The organism is Pseudomonas sp. R38(2017) (assembly GCF_002112395.1).
GTDB lineage: Bacteria > Pseudomonadota > Gammaproteobacteria > Pseudomonadales > Pseudomonadaceae > Aquipseudomonas.
Genome location: NZ_NEHN01000003.1, coordinates 235,909 through 255,239, shown reverse-complemented (window position 1 = coordinate 255,239; position 19,331 = coordinate 235,909). Strand labels below are relative to the sequence as shown.

Annotated in this window: 19 protein-coding genes; 9 read left to right on the top strand and 10 right to left on the bottom strand. The window is 59.8% G+C overall.

Features of this window, described 5'->3' with window-relative positions:
- Positions 1–56: 56 nt before the first annotated feature.
- From CAF87_RS07965 to CAF87_RS07955, 3 genes are all read right to left on the bottom strand, one after another.
- Positions 57–2,603: a LuxR C-terminal-related transcriptional regulator gene (locus CAF87_RS07965; protein WP_085729658.1), complete on the bottom strand. Its 2,547-nt coding sequence runs from the start codon at positions 2,601–2,603 to the stop codon at positions 57–59.
- Between the two features lie 139 nt (positions 2,604–2,742).
- Complete coding sequence (locus tag CAF87_RS07960) at positions 2,743–4,110, bottom strand: DUF1329 domain-containing protein (protein ID WP_085729657.1); 1,368 nt, start codon at positions 4,108–4,110, stop codon at positions 2,743–2,745.
- Positions 4,111–4,133: 23 nt separating this feature from the next.
- On the bottom strand, positions 4,134–5,927 hold the full coding sequence (locus CAF87_RS07955) for a DUF1302 domain-containing protein (protein ID WP_085729656.1): 1,794 nt from the start codon (positions 5,925–5,927) through the stop codon (positions 4,134–4,136).
- A gap of 701 nt (positions 5,928–6,628) precedes the next feature.
- On the opposite strand from CAF87_RS07955, the gene CAF87_RS07950 reads away from it, so the two are divergent.
- Positions 6,629–8,866, top strand: coding sequence for an S-type pyocin domain-containing protein (locus tag CAF87_RS07950; protein ID WP_085729655.1), 2,238 nt, complete (start codon positions 6,629–6,631; stop codon positions 8,864–8,866).
- Complete coding sequence (locus CAF87_RS07945; RefSeq protein WP_085729654.1) at positions 8,863–9,120, top strand: immunity protein; 258 nt, start codon at positions 8,863–8,865, stop codon at positions 9,118–9,120. Before CAF87_RS07950 ends, CAF87_RS07945 begins: the two co-directional genes overlap by 4 nt.
- Before the next feature lie 44 nt (positions 9,121–9,164).
- Here CAF87_RS07945 and CAF87_RS07940 read toward each other — a convergent pair whose 3' ends face one another.
- The 5 genes from CAF87_RS07940 to CAF87_RS07920 all read right to left on the bottom strand — a co-directional run bounded on the left by CAF87_RS07940 (position 9,165) and on the right by CAF87_RS07920 (position 13,107).
- A complete protein-coding gene (locus CAF87_RS07940; protein ID WP_085729653.1) occupies positions 9,165–10,076 on the bottom strand; it encodes an SDR family oxidoreductase in 912 nt (303 codons plus the stop codon).
- Between the two features lie 152 nt (positions 10,077–10,228).
- The gene (locus CAF87_RS07935; protein WP_085729652.1) at positions 10,229–11,131 is read right to left on the bottom strand and encodes an alpha/beta fold hydrolase; all 903 of its coding nucleotides are present in this window, start codon (positions 11,129–11,131) and stop codon (positions 10,229–10,231) included.
- Complete coding sequence (locus tag CAF87_RS07930; RefSeq protein WP_085729651.1) at positions 11,131–11,913, bottom strand: class II aldolase/adducin family protein; 783 nt, start codon at positions 11,911–11,913, stop codon at positions 11,131–11,133. Before CAF87_RS07930 ends, CAF87_RS07935 begins: the two co-directional genes overlap by 1 nt.
- Before the next feature lie 131 nt (positions 11,914–12,044).
- A complete protein-coding gene (locus CAF87_RS07925; RefSeq protein WP_085729650.1) occupies positions 12,045–12,731 on the bottom strand; it encodes an LrgB family protein in 687 nt (228 codons plus the stop codon).
- Positions 12,721–13,107 carry a CidA/LrgA family protein gene (locus tag CAF87_RS07920; protein ID WP_085729649.1) on the bottom strand — a complete coding sequence of 129 codons (387 nt, stop codon included), beginning with the start codon at positions 13,105–13,107 and terminating at the stop codon, positions 12,721–12,723. The genes CAF87_RS07925 and CAF87_RS07920 overlap by 11 nt, the downstream gene beginning before the upstream one ends.
- A gap of 95 nt (positions 13,108–13,202) precedes the next feature.
- On the opposite strand from CAF87_RS07920, the gene CAF87_RS07915 reads away from it, so the two are divergent.
- Positions 13,203–14,090, top strand: a complete 888-nt coding sequence (locus CAF87_RS07915; protein ID WP_085729648.1) for a LysR family transcriptional regulator — start codon at positions 13,203–13,205, stop codon at positions 14,088–14,090.
- On the opposite strand, the gene CAF87_RS07910 is transcribed toward CAF87_RS07915, so the two are convergent.
- The gene (locus tag CAF87_RS07910) at positions 14,080–14,535 is read right to left on the bottom strand and encodes a flavodoxin (protein WP_085729647.1); all 456 of its coding nucleotides are present in this window, start codon (positions 14,533–14,535) and stop codon (positions 14,080–14,082) included. The genes CAF87_RS07915 and CAF87_RS07910 overlap by 11 nt on opposite strands.
- Positions 14,536–14,688: 153 nt before the next feature.
- Between CAF87_RS07910 and CAF87_RS07905 the strand changes: the two genes are divergently transcribed.
- Positions 14,689–15,165 carry a PAS domain-containing protein gene (locus CAF87_RS07905; protein WP_085729646.1) on the top strand — a complete coding sequence of 159 codons (477 nt, stop codon included), beginning with the start codon at positions 14,689–14,691 and terminating at the stop codon, positions 15,163–15,165.
- 54 nt (positions 15,166–15,219) lie between these two features.
- Positions 15,220–15,825, top strand: coding sequence for a hypothetical protein (locus CAF87_RS07900; RefSeq protein WP_085729645.1), 606 nt, complete (start codon positions 15,220–15,222; stop codon positions 15,823–15,825).
- Positions 15,826–15,828: 3 nt separating this feature from the next.
- Here the strand turns inward: CAF87_RS07900 and CAF87_RS07895 are convergent, their stop codons facing one another.
- Positions 15,829–16,788 carry a MerR family transcriptional regulator gene (locus CAF87_RS07895; RefSeq protein ID WP_085729644.1) on the bottom strand — a complete coding sequence of 320 codons (960 nt, stop codon included), beginning with the start codon at positions 16,786–16,788 and terminating at the stop codon, positions 15,829–15,831.
- Between the two features lie 219 nt (positions 16,789–17,007).
- On the opposite strand from CAF87_RS07895, the gene CAF87_RS07890 reads away from it, so the two are divergent.
- The 4 genes from CAF87_RS07890 to folX are packed head-to-tail and all read left to right on the top strand — an operon-like array spanning position 17,008 to position 19,298.
- A complete protein-coding gene (locus tag CAF87_RS07890) occupies positions 17,008–17,577 on the top strand; it encodes an antibiotic biosynthesis monooxygenase (protein ID WP_085729643.1) in 570 nt (189 codons plus the stop codon).
- Between the two features lie 56 nt (positions 17,578–17,633).
- On the top strand, positions 17,634–18,344 hold the full coding sequence (folM, locus tag CAF87_RS07885) for a dihydromonapterin reductase (protein ID WP_085729642.1): 711 nt from the start codon (positions 17,634–17,636) through the stop codon (positions 18,342–18,344).
- A 21-nt stretch (positions 18,345–18,365) separates the two neighbouring features.
- Positions 18,366–18,926, top strand: coding sequence for a GTP cyclohydrolase I FolE (folE, locus tag CAF87_RS07880; protein WP_085729641.1), 561 nt, complete (start codon positions 18,366–18,368; stop codon positions 18,924–18,926).
- Positions 18,927–19,298 carry a dihydroneopterin triphosphate 2'-epimerase gene (gene folX, locus CAF87_RS07875; RefSeq protein WP_085729640.1) on the top strand — a complete coding sequence of 124 codons (372 nt, stop codon included), beginning with the start codon at positions 18,927–18,929 and terminating at the stop codon, positions 19,296–19,298.
- Positions 19,299–19,331 lie beyond the last annotated feature (33 nt).

Genomic DNA, 19,331 nt, shown 5'->3' with positions numbered 1-19,331 from the left:
CACAAATAATTTGGATCCATTCCGGCGCACTATGTTTTTACAAAGAACCACAACCGTCAAACGCACAAACCCAGAACTCTTGCACGCGCCACCGCATGAGTCCTGCGTTCCACGCCCAACTTTGCATGAATTCGCCTGACATGAGTTTTAACTGTGTGCAATGAGATGAATAACTTGTCCGCTATTTGCTGATTTGAACTTCCCGACGCGATTAATCGCAAAACCTGCGATTCACGCAAACTCAATGAACTTTCATCGTTATTATTATCTGGATGTTGCTTGTCCAGTGTCGAATCGGGATAAATGCCTGGCGCCTGTTCCTCAAACCTCATCAACAATCGCGACAGGTTGAATTGACTGGCTAATGTACGACCCTTGTCAAAGCACTGGCGGGCCGACTCCGGGTCATCAAGCAGCGAGACCACCTCGCTCATCGCCAACAGCAACTCGGCCTCAAGCACGATCATCCGGCTGGCGTGAGCCTGCTCGAGCAAAGACTGCAATCGCACCACTGGCTGTTGCGCCTGCTGCAACCGGGCCTCTGCCAGAATCAGCAAACACTCTATGCGCGGAATCAGCTCCAGCGTCGCCGGCGGTGCCTGCCTTGCACATGGGCCACGATAATGTCTGAGCACCCGGCTCAACGCCTCGTGAGCCAGTTCGGGTCGTCCTTGTTGCAACCAGAACTCGCTGCTGACCTGCAACAGGACGCCGCGATAAACCGTGTCCGGAATCTGTCGCTGCTGCATCAACCGTTCGGCGTCCCGCAGTCGCATGAAGGCGTAAGCGTAATTCCCCTGATCGGCGGCCAGTTGCGCCTGACCAAGAAAACCGTAAAGCACACGCTTGTCAAAGCTGCGCAGACAGTCGTCGAGCCCTTGCTGAAAGAACTCGGCTGCCCGGCCTGGTTGCCCCATGCTCAATGCCAGTCGCCCCCGGCGCAGGGCGATGCGCCCCAGCAGTGGCGTCGGTCGCTCGACGGACGAGTCGAGCATTTCGCAAAGATTGGCCAGCAACTCTTCGGCCCGGGCGGCCCCACCACGCTGCTCCAGCAACTGGGCGTGATCAAGTTCCAGCAACGCTTCAAACAACAGAGAACCTTCAGCCCGGGCCAGGCAAAGCGCTTCACGATTGATCGAGTGAGCCAACTCCAGATCACCGCACAGCAACGCCTGCTGTGTGCGGCCCGAGAGACATAGCAGACGCGCAGTCCAGGCCTGCGGCGACAGATCGATCAAGGCTTGCTCGAAATGTTCACGCGCCTCCTCCATCCGTCCTTGCAGGTGCAACAGCCAGCCTTGCTGAGCCTGCCAGCGGGCGATCAATTGCCGTTGCTGGCCAGCCGACGGTGGCGGCAAGAAACGCGACAGTTGCCCGATGCAATCTGCCGCCTGCGCAAAACGCCCGGCGAACAGCAACGCCGCCGTGATCAAACCGACCAATTGCGCAGAGCCCAGCAGCAATTCTTCACCGCGTTGCTCATAAAGACGCAGCAACAGCACGACCGTCTGTTCCTCGAACAGATGCTCGAAACTGAAGTGTTGCAACAAGCTCACCGCAACCTCGTACTCTTCGGCCAGCAACGCCTGCTCAAAGGCGCATTTCCAATGCTTTCCGGCGGCAAACCACTGACAGGCCCGGCGATGCCAGGAACGTCCGGCAGGCCAGGGTTCGTCACGCATCAAGCGCGACAGCGGCGCACATACCTGCAACCAGTCCGGAGATCCTCGCCAGGGTTCGATAAAGCATCCCAGCGTTTGCAGAGTACGCATCCATTGCGCCCCGTCCCCGGCACCGAACAGGTGATCGCAAAGGCTGGCATTGAAGCGCGGCAATTGCGCCAGCACCCGCCAGGCCTCGGCCAGCTCCGGACTCAGTCCGCTGAACAGTTCGTGTTGCAAGTAATCCAGCAAGGTGTCCATGCGTTGCTGCGGCAGGGTCTTTTGCGACCAGTCGCATTTTTGCATCATCAGCATCCGTACTCCGGCGCACCAACCGGCGCTGCGCTGAAAGATGCGCCCGGCCACGCTGTCGGCCTGGGCGGGAGGCAAGTGGCGCAACACTTGTGCAATCTCGTACCGGGTCAGCGCCAACGCCGTGCCTTCACATTCGTACAAGGCATCGTCGAGCAGCAGGCGCGGCCAGTTGCAGGACGGGCGGCGCCGAGTGCCGATCCACCACGTCACAGCCGGACTGCTGACCGCCAGCATTCGGTCGAGCAATGCATCCAGCGCCGGCTCCGGGTATCGGCAGTAATCGTCGATCAGCACCCAGGTAGCAGTAGACCGTCGCGCCAGTTCATACAGCAGCGACGCCTCGTCCCAGGTTGTCAGCCCCATCGCACGCGCAAGCCGTTCGCAAAATTCGCCGACACTCAAGGAAGCCCCTGCCAGCGGCAACCAGCAGACGGTGCAATTGACGGGGGCCTGCAGCAGGCATTCGGTGAGCAGCGCGGTTTTACCGCAACCGGCCGGCGCGCAGATCAGTCGGACCCGTGCCGCGGACTCGAGCAGTGCCTCGCAAAGACGCGGACGGGGCAAGTGATGGGGAGACAGTCTCGGGAGAAAATCCGGTCGATCCAGAAGGGGTGTCATGGCGGTCATCAGGTGCGCCTTTTTATCGTTGTACGTTCACCCTAGCCCTCTCCCCGATGCTTGTTGACGAGTATTCAGTACGCTGATTGCTGCCCATAAAAAAGGCGACCAGCCGGTCGCCTTCTGTCTCGCAAGTGTATCGCTCCCTTTACCGGACGCCCTCGGCGCGCAGGGCCGAAGGTGTGAAGTCGGCCGCCTTGGCTTCGAAGCCGAATTCGAAGCTGTGCTTCTCCTCGTTCTTCATGCCCAATGCAATGTAGCGACCGGCAATGATGTCGTAGAGCGCTTCCAGCGTGTAGGCCTGGGCCTGGTGATCGTAGTAGTACTGGGCATGCCCTTCGGCCACCCGCCACAACTGTCCGCGACCGTCGTAGTGATCGGCCAGCGCCACTTGCCAGCTGTCCTCGTCGATGTACATGTGGCGCTTGGCATAGATGTGCCGCTCGCTCGGTTTTACCGTGCCGATCACTTCCCAGACCCGGTGCAGCTCGTAGCGGGTCAGGTCCTGATTGATGTGCCCGGCCTTGACGATGTCGTCGTACTTGAGCTTCGGTGAGTCGAGTTTGTAGCTGTTGTATGGAATGTACATCTCCTTCTTGCCGATCAGCTTCCAGTCATAACGATCCGGTGCACCGGAGAACATGTCGAAGTTGTCCGAAGTACGCAGGCCATCGGCGGCGGTGCCCGGCCCGTCATACGCCACCTGCGGCGCACGGCGAACCCGACGCTGCCCGGCGTTGTAGATCCAGGCCAGACGCGGCTCCTTCACCTGATCGAGGGTTTCGTGCACCAGCAACACGTTGCCGGCAAGGCGCGCCGGCGCGGTCACCGACTGCTTGAAAAAAGTCAGCACGTTGGCCGCCTGCTGCGGGTCCAGATCCTTCATCAACTGCGGCACGGCGATCTCTTCCTCGAAGCGGATCGGTGTGTAGCTGCCGTTGGTCTGCGGTGTCACCTGAGTGATGATCCGCCGCAGGTTACCGCCGTGATAACGAGTGATGTGGTTCCACAGCACCTCGACGCCGTTCTTCGGAATCGGGAAGGCGTAGTAGCGATTGCCGGTGAAATTGGCCAGGCCGTTGCCGTCGTTGATCGAGGTAACGTTCAACGCGCTGCGCTTGGCCGATTCGTAGATTTCCGGCGGCACAGCAACGGTGCGGTGGGTCGGGTAGACCGGGATCTTGTAGGTATCCGGATAGCGTTTGAACATCGCCACCTGGCCTTCGGAAAGTTTGGCCTTGTATTGGTCGACGTTAGCCGCAGTGATTGTGAACAGTGGTTTTTCGCTGGCGAACGGGTCGGCGAGAAAGCCTTTGCTGTCTACTGTCCCTGCGTTTTTCGGGATGCCACCGGTCCAGGCTGGAATCGAGCCGTCGGCGTTACCGGCCTTCTCGGCGCCGAGCGGCGTCAGGCTGCTGCCGAGCTTGTCGGCCTCTTGCGGCGACACCGCCGCGATCACGTTTACAGCCAACAGGCTCAGGGCCAGGACACCGCATTGCAGAATCATCTTGCGCATGGATTTCATCCTTCTCGGGCAGATCAGAAGTTCACGCCGAAGCTCAGGGCCACGAAGTCACGGTCGGTGAGGACGTTGTAATCGCCGCCGAAAAAGTCGGTGTAACTGAGACTCGCGGTGTAGGTATTGCGGTAGTCGGCATCGACGCCGACGCTGATGGCCTTGGCGCCTTCGTTGAACAGACCGTTGGGGCCGTAACCGGAGACGTCATGGGACCAGGACAAGTTGGGCTTGAGGTTGATCCCACCGATCACGTTGGCGTAATCGAGGATGGCCCGGGCGCGGTAACCCCAGGAGGTCGAGGTGACGAAACCGCCGGTGTCGCCACCGAATCCGTACTGGCCGTACACCGAATCTCGGCCGTAACGCAGCTTGCTGCGCGACTCCAGACCACCGACCCGGACCACCGCAGCCTCACCGACCACGGTCAGGCGTTCGGCACCCAGCACCTGATCGAAGAAGTGCGTGAGGGTGCTCTGCAGTTGCGTCACTTCCTTGCGCCGGTAGCCCTTGTTGTCGGCGCCCGGCGAGGTGGTCAGCGGGGATGCCGCGCCGCCGGCGATCGGGTTGAGCAAGGCCAGGGTCAGGTCGTTGGTGTTGACCTGCACCGGAGCGTTGGGCCGGTAGCTGAGCTCACCGGTCCATGCAGTGCCGGTGGGCAATGTGGTGGCGAAACTCGCGCCATACAGACGGATGTCTTCGGGGTATTCGAGGTAGTACTGACCACGCCCGAGCATCACGCTTTGCGCCAGCCCGGAACCGCTGCCGGGAGCGAGGCGGTTGGCAGTGCTGACCATCCCCGGCAATGCCGCCAGAGTCGACAGGCCGGCCGTGGTGGTGCCAACCGTGGGCGTACGGCTGTGGTAGTTCAGGAAATAGAGGCCATATTCGGTATCGTCGCCGAGCCAGCGCAACGCCGTACCCCACTGCCCGGAATCCCGCGCATCACGGTCACCGCCCCGGGGTACGACCACGCCTTCGCGAGTGACCTGGATGGGTTGCCCGAAGGCAGCGGCCAACGGCGCCAGCGGAGCAATCGCCGGGCTGCCGACGGTGTAACCGTTGTTGCAACCATCCGCCGCGACGTCGACACCGAAGAAGGTGCCGCAGTTGTCGAGAACAGTCTGATCCCACTCCAATTGGTAGAAGCCTTCGACCGAGAGCTTGTCAGTCAGGCTTTGCGAGCCGAACAGCATGTTTACCGGAATCAGGCCTTCCTTGATCTCCGCACCGGGCCGGCGGAAGGCCGAAACGTCGATCGGGTTGATGCTGTTGATCGAGTTGCCGATGAAGGTACTTTCGCCCCAGCTCACCACCTGTTTGCCGGCGCGCACGGTGCCCGGCAGATCGGCGATGGAGTAGTTGTGATAGACGAACGCGTCGAGAATCTGCCCGCCGGAAGACTTGGCGCCTTCCTTTCGGCCCTTGTCGCTGATGGGCTTGAACTCGCGGTCTTCGTCCTTGAGTTCGAAGTCGTACCAGTACTTGCCGCGCACGAACACACCAGTGTCGCCGTACTTCAGTTCAAGGTCGTGGATGCCCTTGAAGATCTTGGAAAAGGTCTCGCCTTTCTTGAAGTTCAAGCGCCCGTCATCACCGGTCGAAGACTGGCCCGTACCGCCATTGACCGTGCCGACCAGCGATTTGTCTGCATCGCGCATGCCCCAGCTCGCACCGACCGACAGTGACGAGTCGAACGTGCCTTCGATTTCGCCGATATTGAAATCGACTGCATGGGCCTGGGCACAGCAACCCAAGGCGACCGCAGCCGCCAGCGCCTGCGGTTTGAAGATGGCGCGCATTGTTGTTTTTGTCATGCGTCTTCCCCGGTGAGTGACAGAAGGCCCCACCCTACTGCCGCCGCACGGGGACGATAAGCGCACCAAGGAGGTATTCGCGCTGTCGCTCGAAAGGATGAATCCCCGCCTGGAACGGGGCTTGCCGCGAGGCATGGGCAGGCTGGATAACCCATGATCAATTCAACGGATGATGCCCGCCTCGGGACGCGACACTGTTACATGCCCCGTAACAGTGCATGTCCGGAATCGCTATTTTTCCTTTGGCTTCAAGCCCTTATTCTGAGCGGGCTTTCACGGCAGACCGCCACGAAGCAGAAAGTCCGCGACCGAGTCGTCGGCAACCGATTTCTGATGGTTTGAAGCGTTTTCGATCCATCGCCCCCGGTGTTCACTGACGTTGATTTGTAGCTCCTTGATCCAACGTCTTACCTTGGCCGCTGCGTTTGCAGCGGCCTTTTTTATGGGCGATGGTTTATCGCGTCGTGTCAGCAATCTGTCACTCCCCTCGCCACTGTCAGATGCTTCCTGAATCCTTTTCGGAAACTTCCTTATTTAAATAACGAACAACTTCTATTCGTTATTTATCACCGAATTTTCTGCCGCACTCTTCTGTAACTGCCTACAGGACTCTCGGACCCGCGCCCGTCGGTTCACCTGTAACTTCTAATGGCAGAACAACTCATCACTTTCAAACAGCGCACATTCAAAAGGATATGAATATGCAAAGGCCTCCTGCATGGGAGCTGACCGAAGCTATCCACACGACAGCACCAGCGCCTCCCGGCTACAACCCGTTACCCGCAACTACATTTGATGTCAGCAGTAGCGGCGCCTTTCAACGGCCGCCTGCGTTTGCGGGCAACGTACATATCGTGAAAGGCACCGCTCAAGTGCTGGATCAGGAGTTTCAGGTCAGATCCAGTCAACTTGCAAAAACCCTCGAACATGAACTTGCCGCCGCCAGACTTGAAGTTCCAACTCACCCTCTGCCACCCGCCGAGGCAATCATTCGCGAGCTCGGTGTTCGCAATACGCTGATGGCGCGCAAGACTGCCGAGTTCCATCGCCAGACCGCCTTGGGCAACACGTTTTATGGCAGCGATCCCCTGAACCGGCCGTTGAACGATTTCACTGCGCGGGCGCGAACGATGGAGCGCCCTCTCAAGCCAGATGGCATTGCCTTTCAGACCTGGTCGTTTTCATACAGAGCTGCTCACGAAGCGAGGCTCTTGTCGCAATCGTTGCAGTTGCTCAACCAGCAGCAAGTCAATGTACTCAACTGGCTGGCGACCGTTCAGGCCAACGACCAAGCGCGAATCGCCGCCGAGCAACAAGCGCAGAGAGCCGCTGCCGAACTGGCGCGGATCAATGAACAAGCTCGACTTGAAGCGCTGGCACAAGCTGCACGCGTAGTGGCCGAGCGAGAGCAAGTTGCCGCCGAACAACACCGTCAGCAAGCACTCGCAGAGGCGGCACGGCAGCAAAAGGAACAAGAGGAAATCCAGGCTCGTGAAGAGGCGCGCCTTGCAGCGCTGGCTGAAGCACAACGGCTTGCTGCTGAGCAGGCGCAAATCGCCGCCGACGCTGCCGCGCAACAGATTGCTGCCGAACAGGCACGCCAGCAAGCGCAGGCCGATGCTCAGCGCCGCATGGAAGAGCGCCAACTGCTGGCTGAAAAAACACGCCAGGAAAAACAGCAGAAAGCGCTGCGAAAGGCACAAAAAAGACGCCGCAAAAAAGCGCGCAAGACCGCCAGGGAGCAAGCCCGACGGCAAGCAGAAAACGCCCTGAGCGGACAATCTCCCGTCTTTGCCAATGCCGGATCGATGGCCGCATTCGGCCCGACCTTTACCGGGCCGCTCGGTGTTTTTGGCAACAACCCGGCAACCACGCTGGCACTCAGAACGTCGCTGCGAACGGCGGTGTCCCTGGCGCTGGCGGCCATCTCCACAGCGGCGGCGCCGGTGATCGTCGGGTTCGCCGCTTTGCTCGCGCCCTCGAAACTGGGCAACGGCGATCTTTACTCTGCCAGCGTTCCACTGTCAGACCTGGCACCCGACTTGAGCAGCGATGAGCTGTATCAGTTGGCCGCCATTGGAGGGGAAGTCGATCTGCCGGTCAGGCTGGGTTCGTCGACGATAGGCGACAAAATCGAGTTCGTCGTAGTCACCACAGATGGTCTGACTGTTCCCGCCAATGTGCCCGTCAGGGCTGCTCACTTCGACGCTCGCACAAATACCTATGTTTCCACCGCCAGTGACACCAACGGCCCCACGCTGACCTGGACGCCATTGGTCAATCCACTGAATCCCTCGACGGATTTACCGCAGGTCGATTCGGAACTGCCGGTTTACGACGGCGCTGAAGTGGTTCCTGCAGAGGGGCGGGTTGATCCGTTTCCTGAACTGGATCGGTATGAGTTGGGTGGGTTTATCACGGTTTTTCCGATTGAGTCGGGGATACCGCCGCTGTATGTGGTTTTCAGCAGTCCTTATGACGGGGCGTTCGTCAGAGGGAAATTCAGTGGCCGCGTTTTCAATCCGAACCAAGCTGGCGGGCCAGTACTTGATCTGGACTGGCGATCTGCGGTCATAAGTCGCGCCGGAATCGATGCGGTGAAGCTGCATATCGCACGCCTCGATCAATCAGATGCCAATGACGTGATGATCCAGCGATTAGAAGAAATTCTCAGCGGACGGCTGGCTTTCACGGATACGGATCTACGCTATTACACTCATGAAAACAGGGAGCTTGAACGGTTTCGAGCGCTGGGCTTGAGTGATGCCTTCCGACCCGACAGAGAATCTCCCATGTGGAACAACGCACACACTGCGACATTGGAAGATTTCAAGCTGGAAGATAATGAGTCACTGCTCTATTCGAAAGACGCCATAGCGGCTGCGGACAAACAAGACGAATTGTTTTTTAGAAACTTGTTAAAAGGAGGCAAGCAGTGAGCATCATCGAACAGATCGTCAAAAATGAAACGGTAGAAGATGTCCTGACTGTCTTCGCACTCGGCTCCGCGATTCCGTCGCTAGATCGAATGTTTGGACGGTATCGATACGAAGTCATCGAAAATGGTGAGTTACTGAAAACCTACGCCAGGCTTTTCGAGGAGGGCGTGCTCGCCAATGGTGATGGGCCAATCGCTACCAAAGGCCCGAACTGGAAAGCTCCTGATTTCATGTCAAACAACAAATACGCTTAGCAGAGCGACGGGCCACCCAGTATCAACTGGGTGGCCCTCTCCACCTACAACGAATACTTCTGCAAATTCGCCATCATTTCCTTCAGCGCCTCGATGTTGTCCTTCGGATGCGCCGCCCCTTCGAAATCACAAATCTGCTGCCAGTGCGCCGCCACATCTTCCGGTGAGAACCCCACGCGCGGATCGAACCCGGCGCCCAGGCTGCGCTCCCAGCGCACCTTGCCCATCCAGCCGCCGCCGACTTCGAACAGGCCCGAGGTTTCCTGGCATTGCTCGCTGGCCAGGTACACCACCAGCGGGCTGACCAGTTCCGGTTTGAGTTGTTCGAACACTTGCGGCGGGATCAAGCCTTCGGTCATGCGCGTGCCGCCGGTGGGTGCGATGGCGTTGACCAGGATGTTGTTCTTGCGCCCTTCGATGGCCAGGGTGCGGGTCAAACCGTAGAGACCCAGCTTGGCCATGCCGTAGTTGGACTGGCCGAAGTTGCCGTAAATGCCCGAGGTCGAGGCGGTGAAGATTACTCGCCCGTAGTTTTGCTCGCGCAGGTGTGGCCATGCGGCGCGGGTCACTTTGTAGGCGCCTTCGACGTGGACGCGATAGACCAGATCCCAGTCGGCATCCTCCATCTTGTGGAAAGTCTTGTCCCGCAGGATGCCGGCGTTGTTGACCACCACATCGACGCGACCGAATACATCGAGGGCGTTCTGCACCAGTTTGTCGCCGTCGGTCACCGAGTCATGGTTGGCCTCGGCGATGCCGCCGGCCTCACGGATTTCCGCTACCACGCGGTCGGCGGCCGAGGCGTTGGCGCCTTCGCCCTGGGTCGAGCCGCCGAGGTCATTCACCAGCACTTTGGCGCCCTGTTTGGCGAACAGCAAAGCGTGAGCGCGCCCCAGGCCACCACCGGCTCCGGTGACGATCACGACTTTATCTTCGAAACGCACAGACTCATTCATCGGGGCAACTCCAGCAGGCCTGAGGGACAGTGTCCCTGAGTGTCAGGCACGACGCGTGCGGTCACAACGAACACGACTGAGGCTGAATGGTGCGCGATAAGGCTGGGGGATGATGAAACGGTCCAGAGGCGCAATGCGCCTCCGCCCGTCGATCAGGAGCACGCCACTTTGCGCGGCGGCAACACGAAGTGATCACGAAATTCGAGGTAGTACTTGAGCACCTGCACTGGCGCTTCGCTTTGCGGGTAATGACCGATGCCGGGCAACAGCACGGTGTCCGCGTCGGGAATCAGTTCGCGATAACGCTCGACCATATGAGCGCCGGAGATCGGATCGACTTCGCCATCGATCACCCGCAGCGGCACCTCGCCGCGCTGCATTGCCGCCACCCAACGGTCACGCCGCACCCGGCGTTCGGGGATGTAGGTGATCAGTTTGTGCATGATGCGCGGGCCGCGATTGCACTCGATCAGGCTCCAGAAATCATCCATTTCACTTTCACTGGGCCGGGTGTCCGGGCCGAAGATCTGATGAAAACTCTTCACCAGCGCATCGCGGGAAAAAGCGCGGCCGATCATCCAGCCCAACGGACTCAGCAAGAGTTTTTGCGTCAACAATGGCCGATGGGTTTCCGGAAACAGACCACCGTTGAGGAACACGCAACTGGCAACTTCGATCAGATCCTCGTAATGCCGGGCCAGCAGTTCCTGGGCAACGCTGTCGCCATAGTCATGGGCGAGGATATGCACCGGTTGCTCGACCTGGAGATGCGCGAGCAACGCCTGCTGCAGATCGGCCTGTTCCAGCAGGCTGTAGGTGTGGTTCAACGGTTTGGCCGAGTCGCCGAAACCGAGCATGTCGCAGGCGATCACCCGAAAGCGCTGGGCCAGCGGCTGCCACAGGTAATGCCAGTCCCAGCTGGCCGTCGGGAAGCCGTGGATCAGCAGCAGCGGCTCGCCCTGCCCGGCCGTCCAGTAACGGATCGGCTGGCCACGAAAGACAAACGTCTGGCTGCGTTTGCGCCAGGCACTCAGAGGAATCTCGGCGAGAGGCATTACAGTTTATACCCCGGGTCTTGTTTATCGAGTTTGCGCAGCAACGCCGGCCAGGCCAGCGCGCCACCCATGCCTTGAGCACTTTTGGTGACGCCGGCGATCATCGCCTTGGCGCCTGCCAGAATCTGCGGCTCGATGGCGATCAGTTCGGCACCGCCGGTTTGCGCCATGACCTGGATGTCGCAGGCACGCTGGAAAGTGAACATCATCAGGAACGTGTCGGCGATGGTGCCGCCGCAGGTCAGCAAGCCGTGGTTGTGCAGCATCAGGAAATTGTTTTCGCCGAGGTCGGCCTGCAACCGGGCCTTCTCTTCGTGATTGAGTGCCACGCCTTCATAAGCGTGAAAGGCCAGGCTCGACAACACGAACAACGATTGCTGACTGATCGGCAACACTCCCTGTTTCTGCGCCGACACCGCAACGCCCGAAGCAGTGTGGGTATGCAGCACGCAGGCCACGTCATGGCGCACTTCATGGACGGCACTGTGAATGGTGTAACCGGCGGGGTTGATCTCGTAGGGGCTGTCCATGAGTTTGTTGCCGGCCTGATCGACCTTCACCAGGCTGGACGCAGTGATCTCATGGAACATCAGGCCGAACGGGTTGATCAGGAAGTCTTCGGTGCCCGGCACCTTGGCCGAAATGTGGGTGAAGATCAGATCGTCCCAGCCATGCAGGGCGACCAGTCGATAGCAGGCGGCGAGATCGACCCGGGTCTGCCACTCCGCGGCACTGACCTGATCTTTGACATTCAAGGAGGAAGGGACGGGGGCTACGCTCACTGTATGCACCTCTGTTTTTGTTTTTTTCGGCAGGTGTCAGCAGTCTAGTCAGCCCCGGGGTTTCGCGTAGTTGCATTGGCAGCCAGCTTGATGACTGAGCGGGTCAGCTGCGCAAACCGCTTGGATCCATGTCAAAGCAACGACGCCAACAAAGGTGCGGCGAACAGATTGAGCAGCCCGGTGAGCACCATGACCAGCCCTGCCACCGAACCTTCTTCGCCACCCACTTCATGGGCGCGGCTGACGCCCGCACCATGAGCGCCAACGCCAAACAGGGCGCCGCGCGCCAGAGCGCTTCGCAGCGGCAGCCACTTGAGCAGCACCCCGCCCAGCATCGCGCCGAATACCCCGGTGAACATCACGAACACCGCCGTCAGTTCAGGTACGCCACCCAGATCCTGCGCCAGCGGCATGGCAAACGGCGTGGTGATTGAGCGCGGCACCAGCGACAGCGTCACCGAACTGTCCAGCGCCAAGGCTCGGGCCAGGCCAAACGAAGTCGCAATCGATGCAGCACTGCCGGCCAGCATGCCCAGCAGCAACGCTGACCAGTGACGCACCAGCAGACGCCGCTGTTGCCAGATCGGCACCGCAAAAGCGACGGTGACCGGGCCGAGCACCAGCATCAGCCAGTGGGTATTGCTGGAGTATTCCGCATAAGCGGTATGCAGCGGCACGGCGAGGGCCAGCAATAATGCGGGGACCAGAATCAGTGGCGACAGCACGTAGCGACCGGTCCGGCGATACAGCCAGCGACTGAACAGATAGGCCAGCAGCGTGAACGCCAGCCAGAACATCGGCATCAGCTCAAACTTCATGGGACCGCCTCAGGCGCACGGCCAGTTCCACGGTGAACGCCGTCACCAGCATCACCATCAGCGTACTCGCCGCAATCACCAGCAGAATTCGCCAGCCGTCATTACGCAGCAATGCGCCGTAATCCAGCAGGCTCATCAGGGCCGGAATGAAGAACAGCAGCATCTCGGCCATCAGCAGTCCCGCGCCCATTTGCAGCGCCGCCGGTTTGACCCAGCCAAACGCAAAAGCCAACAGTAGCAACGCCATGCCGATCACGCCGCCGGGGATCGGCCATGCCAGCCATGCAGCCAACTGGCAGCCGAGCAGATAGAGACCAAGCAGCACGGCCAGTTCGGCCAGCAGGCGAGAGAGGTATTTGAGGGTCGAGGCTTTCATCGGTGGGCTCCTTTCAGGCGCCTATTTTACGAACTCGACTGTCATCTCCGAAGCGAATTGTTAGACTCAAAGCCATTCCAATCCGGAATCAGGCCATGGAATTCAAACAGCTCAAAAGCTTCGTCGAAGTCATGCATCAGGGTGGTTTCACCCAGGCGGCGAAAACCCTGCACATCAGCCAGTCCGCCGTGAGCAAACAGATCGCCCAGCTCGAACAGAGCCTCGGCACCCCGCTGCTCGATCGCCTGGGTTCGCAATTGCGCCTGACCGCCGCCGGCAGCGTGGTGCTGCAACGGGCCGAAGGCATGCTGCGTTTGCGCGATGAATTGCTTACGGAACTGGATGACCTCAGTCATCTGGCGCGCGGCGAACTGCGACTCGGTTTGCCCTTGCTCGGCAGCGATGCACTGTTTGCCGGGCTGTTCGCCGAATACCGACGGCGTTACCCGAACATCAGTGTGCAGTTACTCGAAGGCGGCAGCCGAAACATCGAACAGGCGGTATTGAGTGGTGAACTGGAGCTGGGGGGCAGTCTGCGGCCGAAAGACCCACAGTTCGACTTCCAGCCATTCTGCGATGAACCGCTCGATGCGCTGCTGCCGCGGGATCACCCGTTGGCGGCAAAAGGTGAAATCGGTCTGGAGGAACTGGCTGAGACGCCGTTCCTTTTGTATCAGCGCAGTTTCGTACTCAACGATCGTTTGCTTCAGGCGTGCCAGCAGATGGGCTTCACCCCGAAGGAAGGTGGCCGTAGCGGCCAGGCGGATTTTCTCGCGGCACTGGTGGCCGCCGGGCAAGGCGTGGTGCTGCTGCCCAGCGTGGTGGCCCGCGGTCTGGTGCGGCCAGGCGTGGTTCGCCTGACCTTGAAGGCGCCCGACTATCTGCGCTGGGATATCGCGTTCATCTGGCGCCGGGGCGCCTATCTGTCAAAGGCTGCGCAGGCCTGGCTCGCACTGCTGCGCGAGCGCGGGATCAGCCCTTGAGCGTGGCGATCAACTGCCCGAGCCATGACTCCGCGTCGGTTTCCGGGGTGACGCTTTCGCTGGCGTCAATACGCAGCATGTCCTGAACTTCACGCACGCCCAGCTCACTGAACAATTCACGCATCTGCTCACCACCGCCACAGAACGTGTCACCGTAACTGGCGTCGCCCAAGGCGATCACTGCGCCGGGCAAACCGCGCCAGGCCGCCGGCAACTGGTCGCGGATGCTCGAGTACAGCGGTTGCAGGTTGTCCGGCAATTCGCCCATGCCGGTGGTCGAAGTCACGGCGAGCAAGGCCTCGGGGCCGAAGGTCTGGAGATCGGCGAGGCTGGCGCGCGAGTTGTAGAAGGTTTCAAAACCGGCGGCGTTCAACAGGCTCTGAGCGTGGCGAGCGACTTCTTCGGCCGTGCCGTACACCGAGCCGGAGAGGATGGCGACTTTCATCAATCTGATCCTGAAACTGAAAAAAAGAGCGGCGATAGTAACAGCCAGCGACGCCCTGTTGCGATTGGCTCTCGATAAGCGCTGATGGCCAGTAGACAGCGCCATTCGATCTTCTAGAATGCCTGCCACCGACAACCCTGAAGGGATTCAAAGATGATCAATGCCAGCCTGCTGCAAATGGTGATCAACGCGTCGAACGATGGAATCGTGGTGGCGGAAAAGGAAGGCGATCAGGACAACATTCTGATTTACGTGAATCCTGCTTTCGAAAAACTGACTGGCTATACCAGTGAAGAAATTCTTTATCAGGACTGCCGTTTCCTGCAGGCCGGAGATCGCGATCAGCCCAGTCTGGAATTGATTCGCGGCGTATTGAGAAACGGCGGCTCATGCCGCGAGATCCTGCGCAACTATCGCAAGGACGGCACACCGTTCTGGAACGAGCTGTCGCTATCAACGGTAAAAAATGCTGACGATGGACAGACGTACTTCGTCGGCGTGCAAAAGGACGTGACCGTTCAGGTCAAGGCGCAGCAGCGGGTGGCGCAGCTGGAAGCCCAAGTCGCGGCACTCGAGGCAGAACTGGCGGCCATCAAAGCGACGAACGGCGCAAACAAAACAGCGAACTAAGTGTCATTAACTACAATCACCAATGACTTTGTAATTATTTATTTCGAGCTAGCCATGCAACGCGACACCCTCCTGACCCAGGACGAGCTGGATTTTATCCAGACCATGCAACACAACCCGCAGCTCAATGTGCGGGATGCGACGTCGAGCCTGCTGGTCAACGGTGGTTCGCAGATCCGTGACCTGCTCACGCGCCTGGCGGCCCATGAACAAGTCACCATCCAGGCCAACTTCGAAAATCAGCAGATGACCTTCCCGTTGCATCTGGTGGAAGACGAGTTCCACGCCCTGCACCTGCGCCTGGGTGTACCGAGCATCTATGAAGACGGACCGATGGTGCGTCCATGGCGCCTGACCCTGGAAGAGCCGGTGGCACTGGAAAATGCCAAGGGCCAGCCCGGTACGCTGTGGGTTCACGAGGTTTCGCACAAGGGTGTGCTGCTGGAAGTGCGCAACAAGACCAAACCACCGAAGCATTTTGCCTTGTGGTTCAGCCCGTCGGGCTACGAGCGGATTTCCCTGCGCGGGACGTTCGAGCGGGAAACCGAAAGCGGCTTTTATGCTTACGAGCTAAGTCAGAGCGATGCCGACGAAACCGAGCGTCTGCGCCAGTTCATCCTGCAACAGCATCGTCTGACCCACCCTGCCATGCACACCTGAGTCTCAGGTATCCAGCGTCCCCGCCAGAAACTGATTCATGCGTTGACGCATGGTCGATCCTTCATTGCCCAGGCAGCCGACCGCTGATCCGGCGAGGCTGTCCTGCGCCAGATCGGCGGCATCGCCCGCCAGCATCAACTGACAATCCAGACTCAAGGCCAGACGATTCAGACGTCGTGGCAGCTCTGCAGTCGGCGCATGATTGGAAAACAGCACCAGCGCCTGAGGCCTGGTCTTTTCGCACACCAGCGTCAGTTCATCGAACGGCTGGCCGGTGGTGAGTACACGAACACCCGCGTCATTGCCGCTGAGAAACAGCGCCGCCACCAGTAACTCAAGCTCACGACATTGACCGGCCAGTGCGCTGACGATCACCTTGCGTGGTTGCGAGCCGCGTAGCATGACGATGCGCTGCAGCACCTTCGCTCGCAGAAAACCATCGAAGAACAGCCACTCGCTGGTTTGTCCGAAAGCGTCCTGACGCTGCAACATTTGCAGCCATAACGGCATCAGGATGTCCTGAAACACTACAGGCAATGCATAGGAGGAGAAAATCTGGCCGTAGAGCTGATCCAGCGCCTGATCGTCGAATGAACCGACCGCGTGCCGAACCTGTTCCTGCCACTGCAGGTAGTCCGTCTGCACACTGTCATCGGATATGAACGGGGCCAGGACTTTCATCGGCTCGGTCTTGGCCAGAATCCTGCCGATCTTGCTCACGGCGACACCCCGATCGATCCAGTCGACGATGCTGCGAACGCGCTCGATATCGGTCATCGAATACAAACGATGCCCACTTTCGGTGCGTGTCGGCTGGATCAAACCGTAGCGACGCTCCCAGGCGCGCAGCGTAACCGGGTTCACGCCGGTCAGCCGCGCTACTTCGCGGATAGGGAAAAGCTCTTCGCGCTCCAGCGCAACAGAGGCCGGGAAAGCAGGACGAACGTCAGTCATGACAGGCATTTGCGCGGGTACGTCCTCGTTAGCGAGTGTGAGCGTAGTGGATCCCATTCTACTCCGGATGCCATTGAGCGGTTCAAGCGGTGAAATGAGACGAAAGTCTCTGGTTTGTCACGCAGATGAGGAATAATCCTTGCTTGTCGAAAAACGCAGCCCTCTACCCGGCGCTGCGTCAGGCGAAACTCCTACCCGGAGCGACGCAATGCAATACGGAGATACACAATGTCTACTTCCCCCGTCACGCTGATGGTCGCGCGTCGCGTCACCAATGGTCGTTATCAGGATCTGATCGCCTGGTTGCGAGAAGGCGAACAACTGGCCACCGACTTCCCCGGTTACCTCGGCTCCGGCGTACTGGCCCCGCCTCCCGGCGACGATGAATTCCAGATCATATTCCGCTTCGTCGACGAACAGACCCTGCATGCCTGGGAACACTCGGCATCGCGCACCGCATGGCTGGCCCGTGGCAGCGATCTGTTTGCCCACCCGACGGAACATCGGGTCAGCGGCATTGAAGGCTGGTTCGGCGCTGCCGGTCATCGCCCCCAGCGCTGGAAACAGGCCGTGGCAATCTGGCTGGCGTTCTTCCCGGTGTCGCTGCTGTTCAATTTCGTGCTGGGTCCGCTGCTCGCTGAAATGAGCCTGTTGCCGAGGGTCTTCGTCAGCACGCTGTGCCTGACCCCGTTGATGGTCTACTTCTTCATTCCGCTGTCGACCCGCCTGCTGGCCGGCTGGCTCAACCCGGCGCCTGCGCGCCCGCTGCCCGCCGCGCCCTCTACGCAAAATCGCTGAAGCCGTCGCTCGCGTCGCTGTTATAGTTTTTGCTCTGACTTCGACGCGAGCCGTACATGACTTTTCCCACAGCTCCCATCCTCATCACCGGCGCCGGCCAGCGGGTCGGCCTGCATTGTGCGCAGCGTCTGCTGGACGACGGCCATCGAGTGATCTTCACCTATCGCAGCGAACGACCGGGAGTGAAGGCTTTGCGGGATCTGGGCGCCCTCGGGCTGCACGCGGACTTTTCCAGCGAAGCCTCGATCCTCGCGTTCATTACCGAACTGAAGACCCACACCGACAGCCTGCGCGCCATCGTGCACAACGCCTCACAGTGGCTGGCGGAAACCGACGACGGCGAAGCCGAAGCCTTCTGCCGCATGTTTAACGTTCACATGCTGGCGCCGTACCTGATCAACCTGCATTGCGCCGGCCTGCTGCAACGCTCGAACCCCGCCGACATCATCCATATCAGCGACGACGTCACCCGCAAGGGCAGCAGCAAACACATCGGCTATTGCGCCAGCAAGGCCGGGCTCGACAGTCTCACGCTGTCCTTCGCCGCGCGCTACGCGCCCTCAATCAAGGTCAACGGCATCGCGCCAGCCCTGCTATTGTTCAATCCCGACGACGACGCAGCGTACCGCGCCAAGGCGCTGGCCAAGTCCGCACTGGGCATCGAACCCGGCAGCGAAGTGATTTATCAGAGCCTGCGTTATCTGCTCGACAACCCTTACGTCACCGGCACGACCCTGACCGTCAACGGCGGGCGGCACGTCAAGTAATACGCCCCGCGAGGATGCTCCATGACCCGTTCCCTGCCCGAGAGTTACCGCGAGATCCTGATCGGTCTCGGTGAAGACCCTGACCGCGAAGGATTGCTCGACACCCCGGTGCGGGCGGCCAAGGCCATGCAGTACCTGTGTCACGGCTACGAACAGAGCGTCGAGGAAATCGTCAATGGCGCGCTGTTTGCCTCCGACACCGACGAGATGATCATCGTCGCCGACATCGAGCTCTATTCGTTGTGCGAACATCACCTGCTGCCCTTCATCGGCAAGGCCCATGTGGCTTATATTCCGACGGGCAAGGTACTGGGACTGTCGAAGATCGCACGGCTGGTGGACATGTTCGCCCGCCGCCTGCAGATCCAGGAAAACCTCACCCGACAGATCGCCGAGGCGGTCCAGCAAGTCACCGATGCCGCCGGTGTCGCGGTGGTCATCGAAGCCCGGCACATGTGCATGATGATGCGCGGTGTCGAGAAACAGAATTCGACCATGAACACCTCGGTCATGCTCGGCGCCTTCCGCGAGTCGAGCAACACCCGCCAGGAGTTCCTGCAATTGATTGGACGGAGCAAGTAAATGCCACAACTTCAACCGGGAATGGCGCGCATCCGGGTCAAGGATCTGCGCCTGCGCACCTTTATCGGGATCAACGAGGAGGAAATCCTCAACAAGCAGGATGTGCTGATCAACCTGACCATCCTGTACGCCGCGCAGGAAGCGGTGCGTGACAACGACATCGACCACGCGCTGAACTACCGCACGATCACCAAGGCGATCATCGCCCACGTGGAAGGCAACCGTTTCGCGCTGCTCGAACGCCTGACCCAGGAGCTGCTGGATCTGGTGATGGCCAACGAATCGGTGCTGTACGCCGAAGTCGAAGTCGACAAGCCGCATGCCTTGCGTTTTGCCGAATCGGTGTCGATCACCCTCGCCGCCAGCCGCTGAACGTGTCTGGCGCTCCGGGCGTCAGACTTTTAT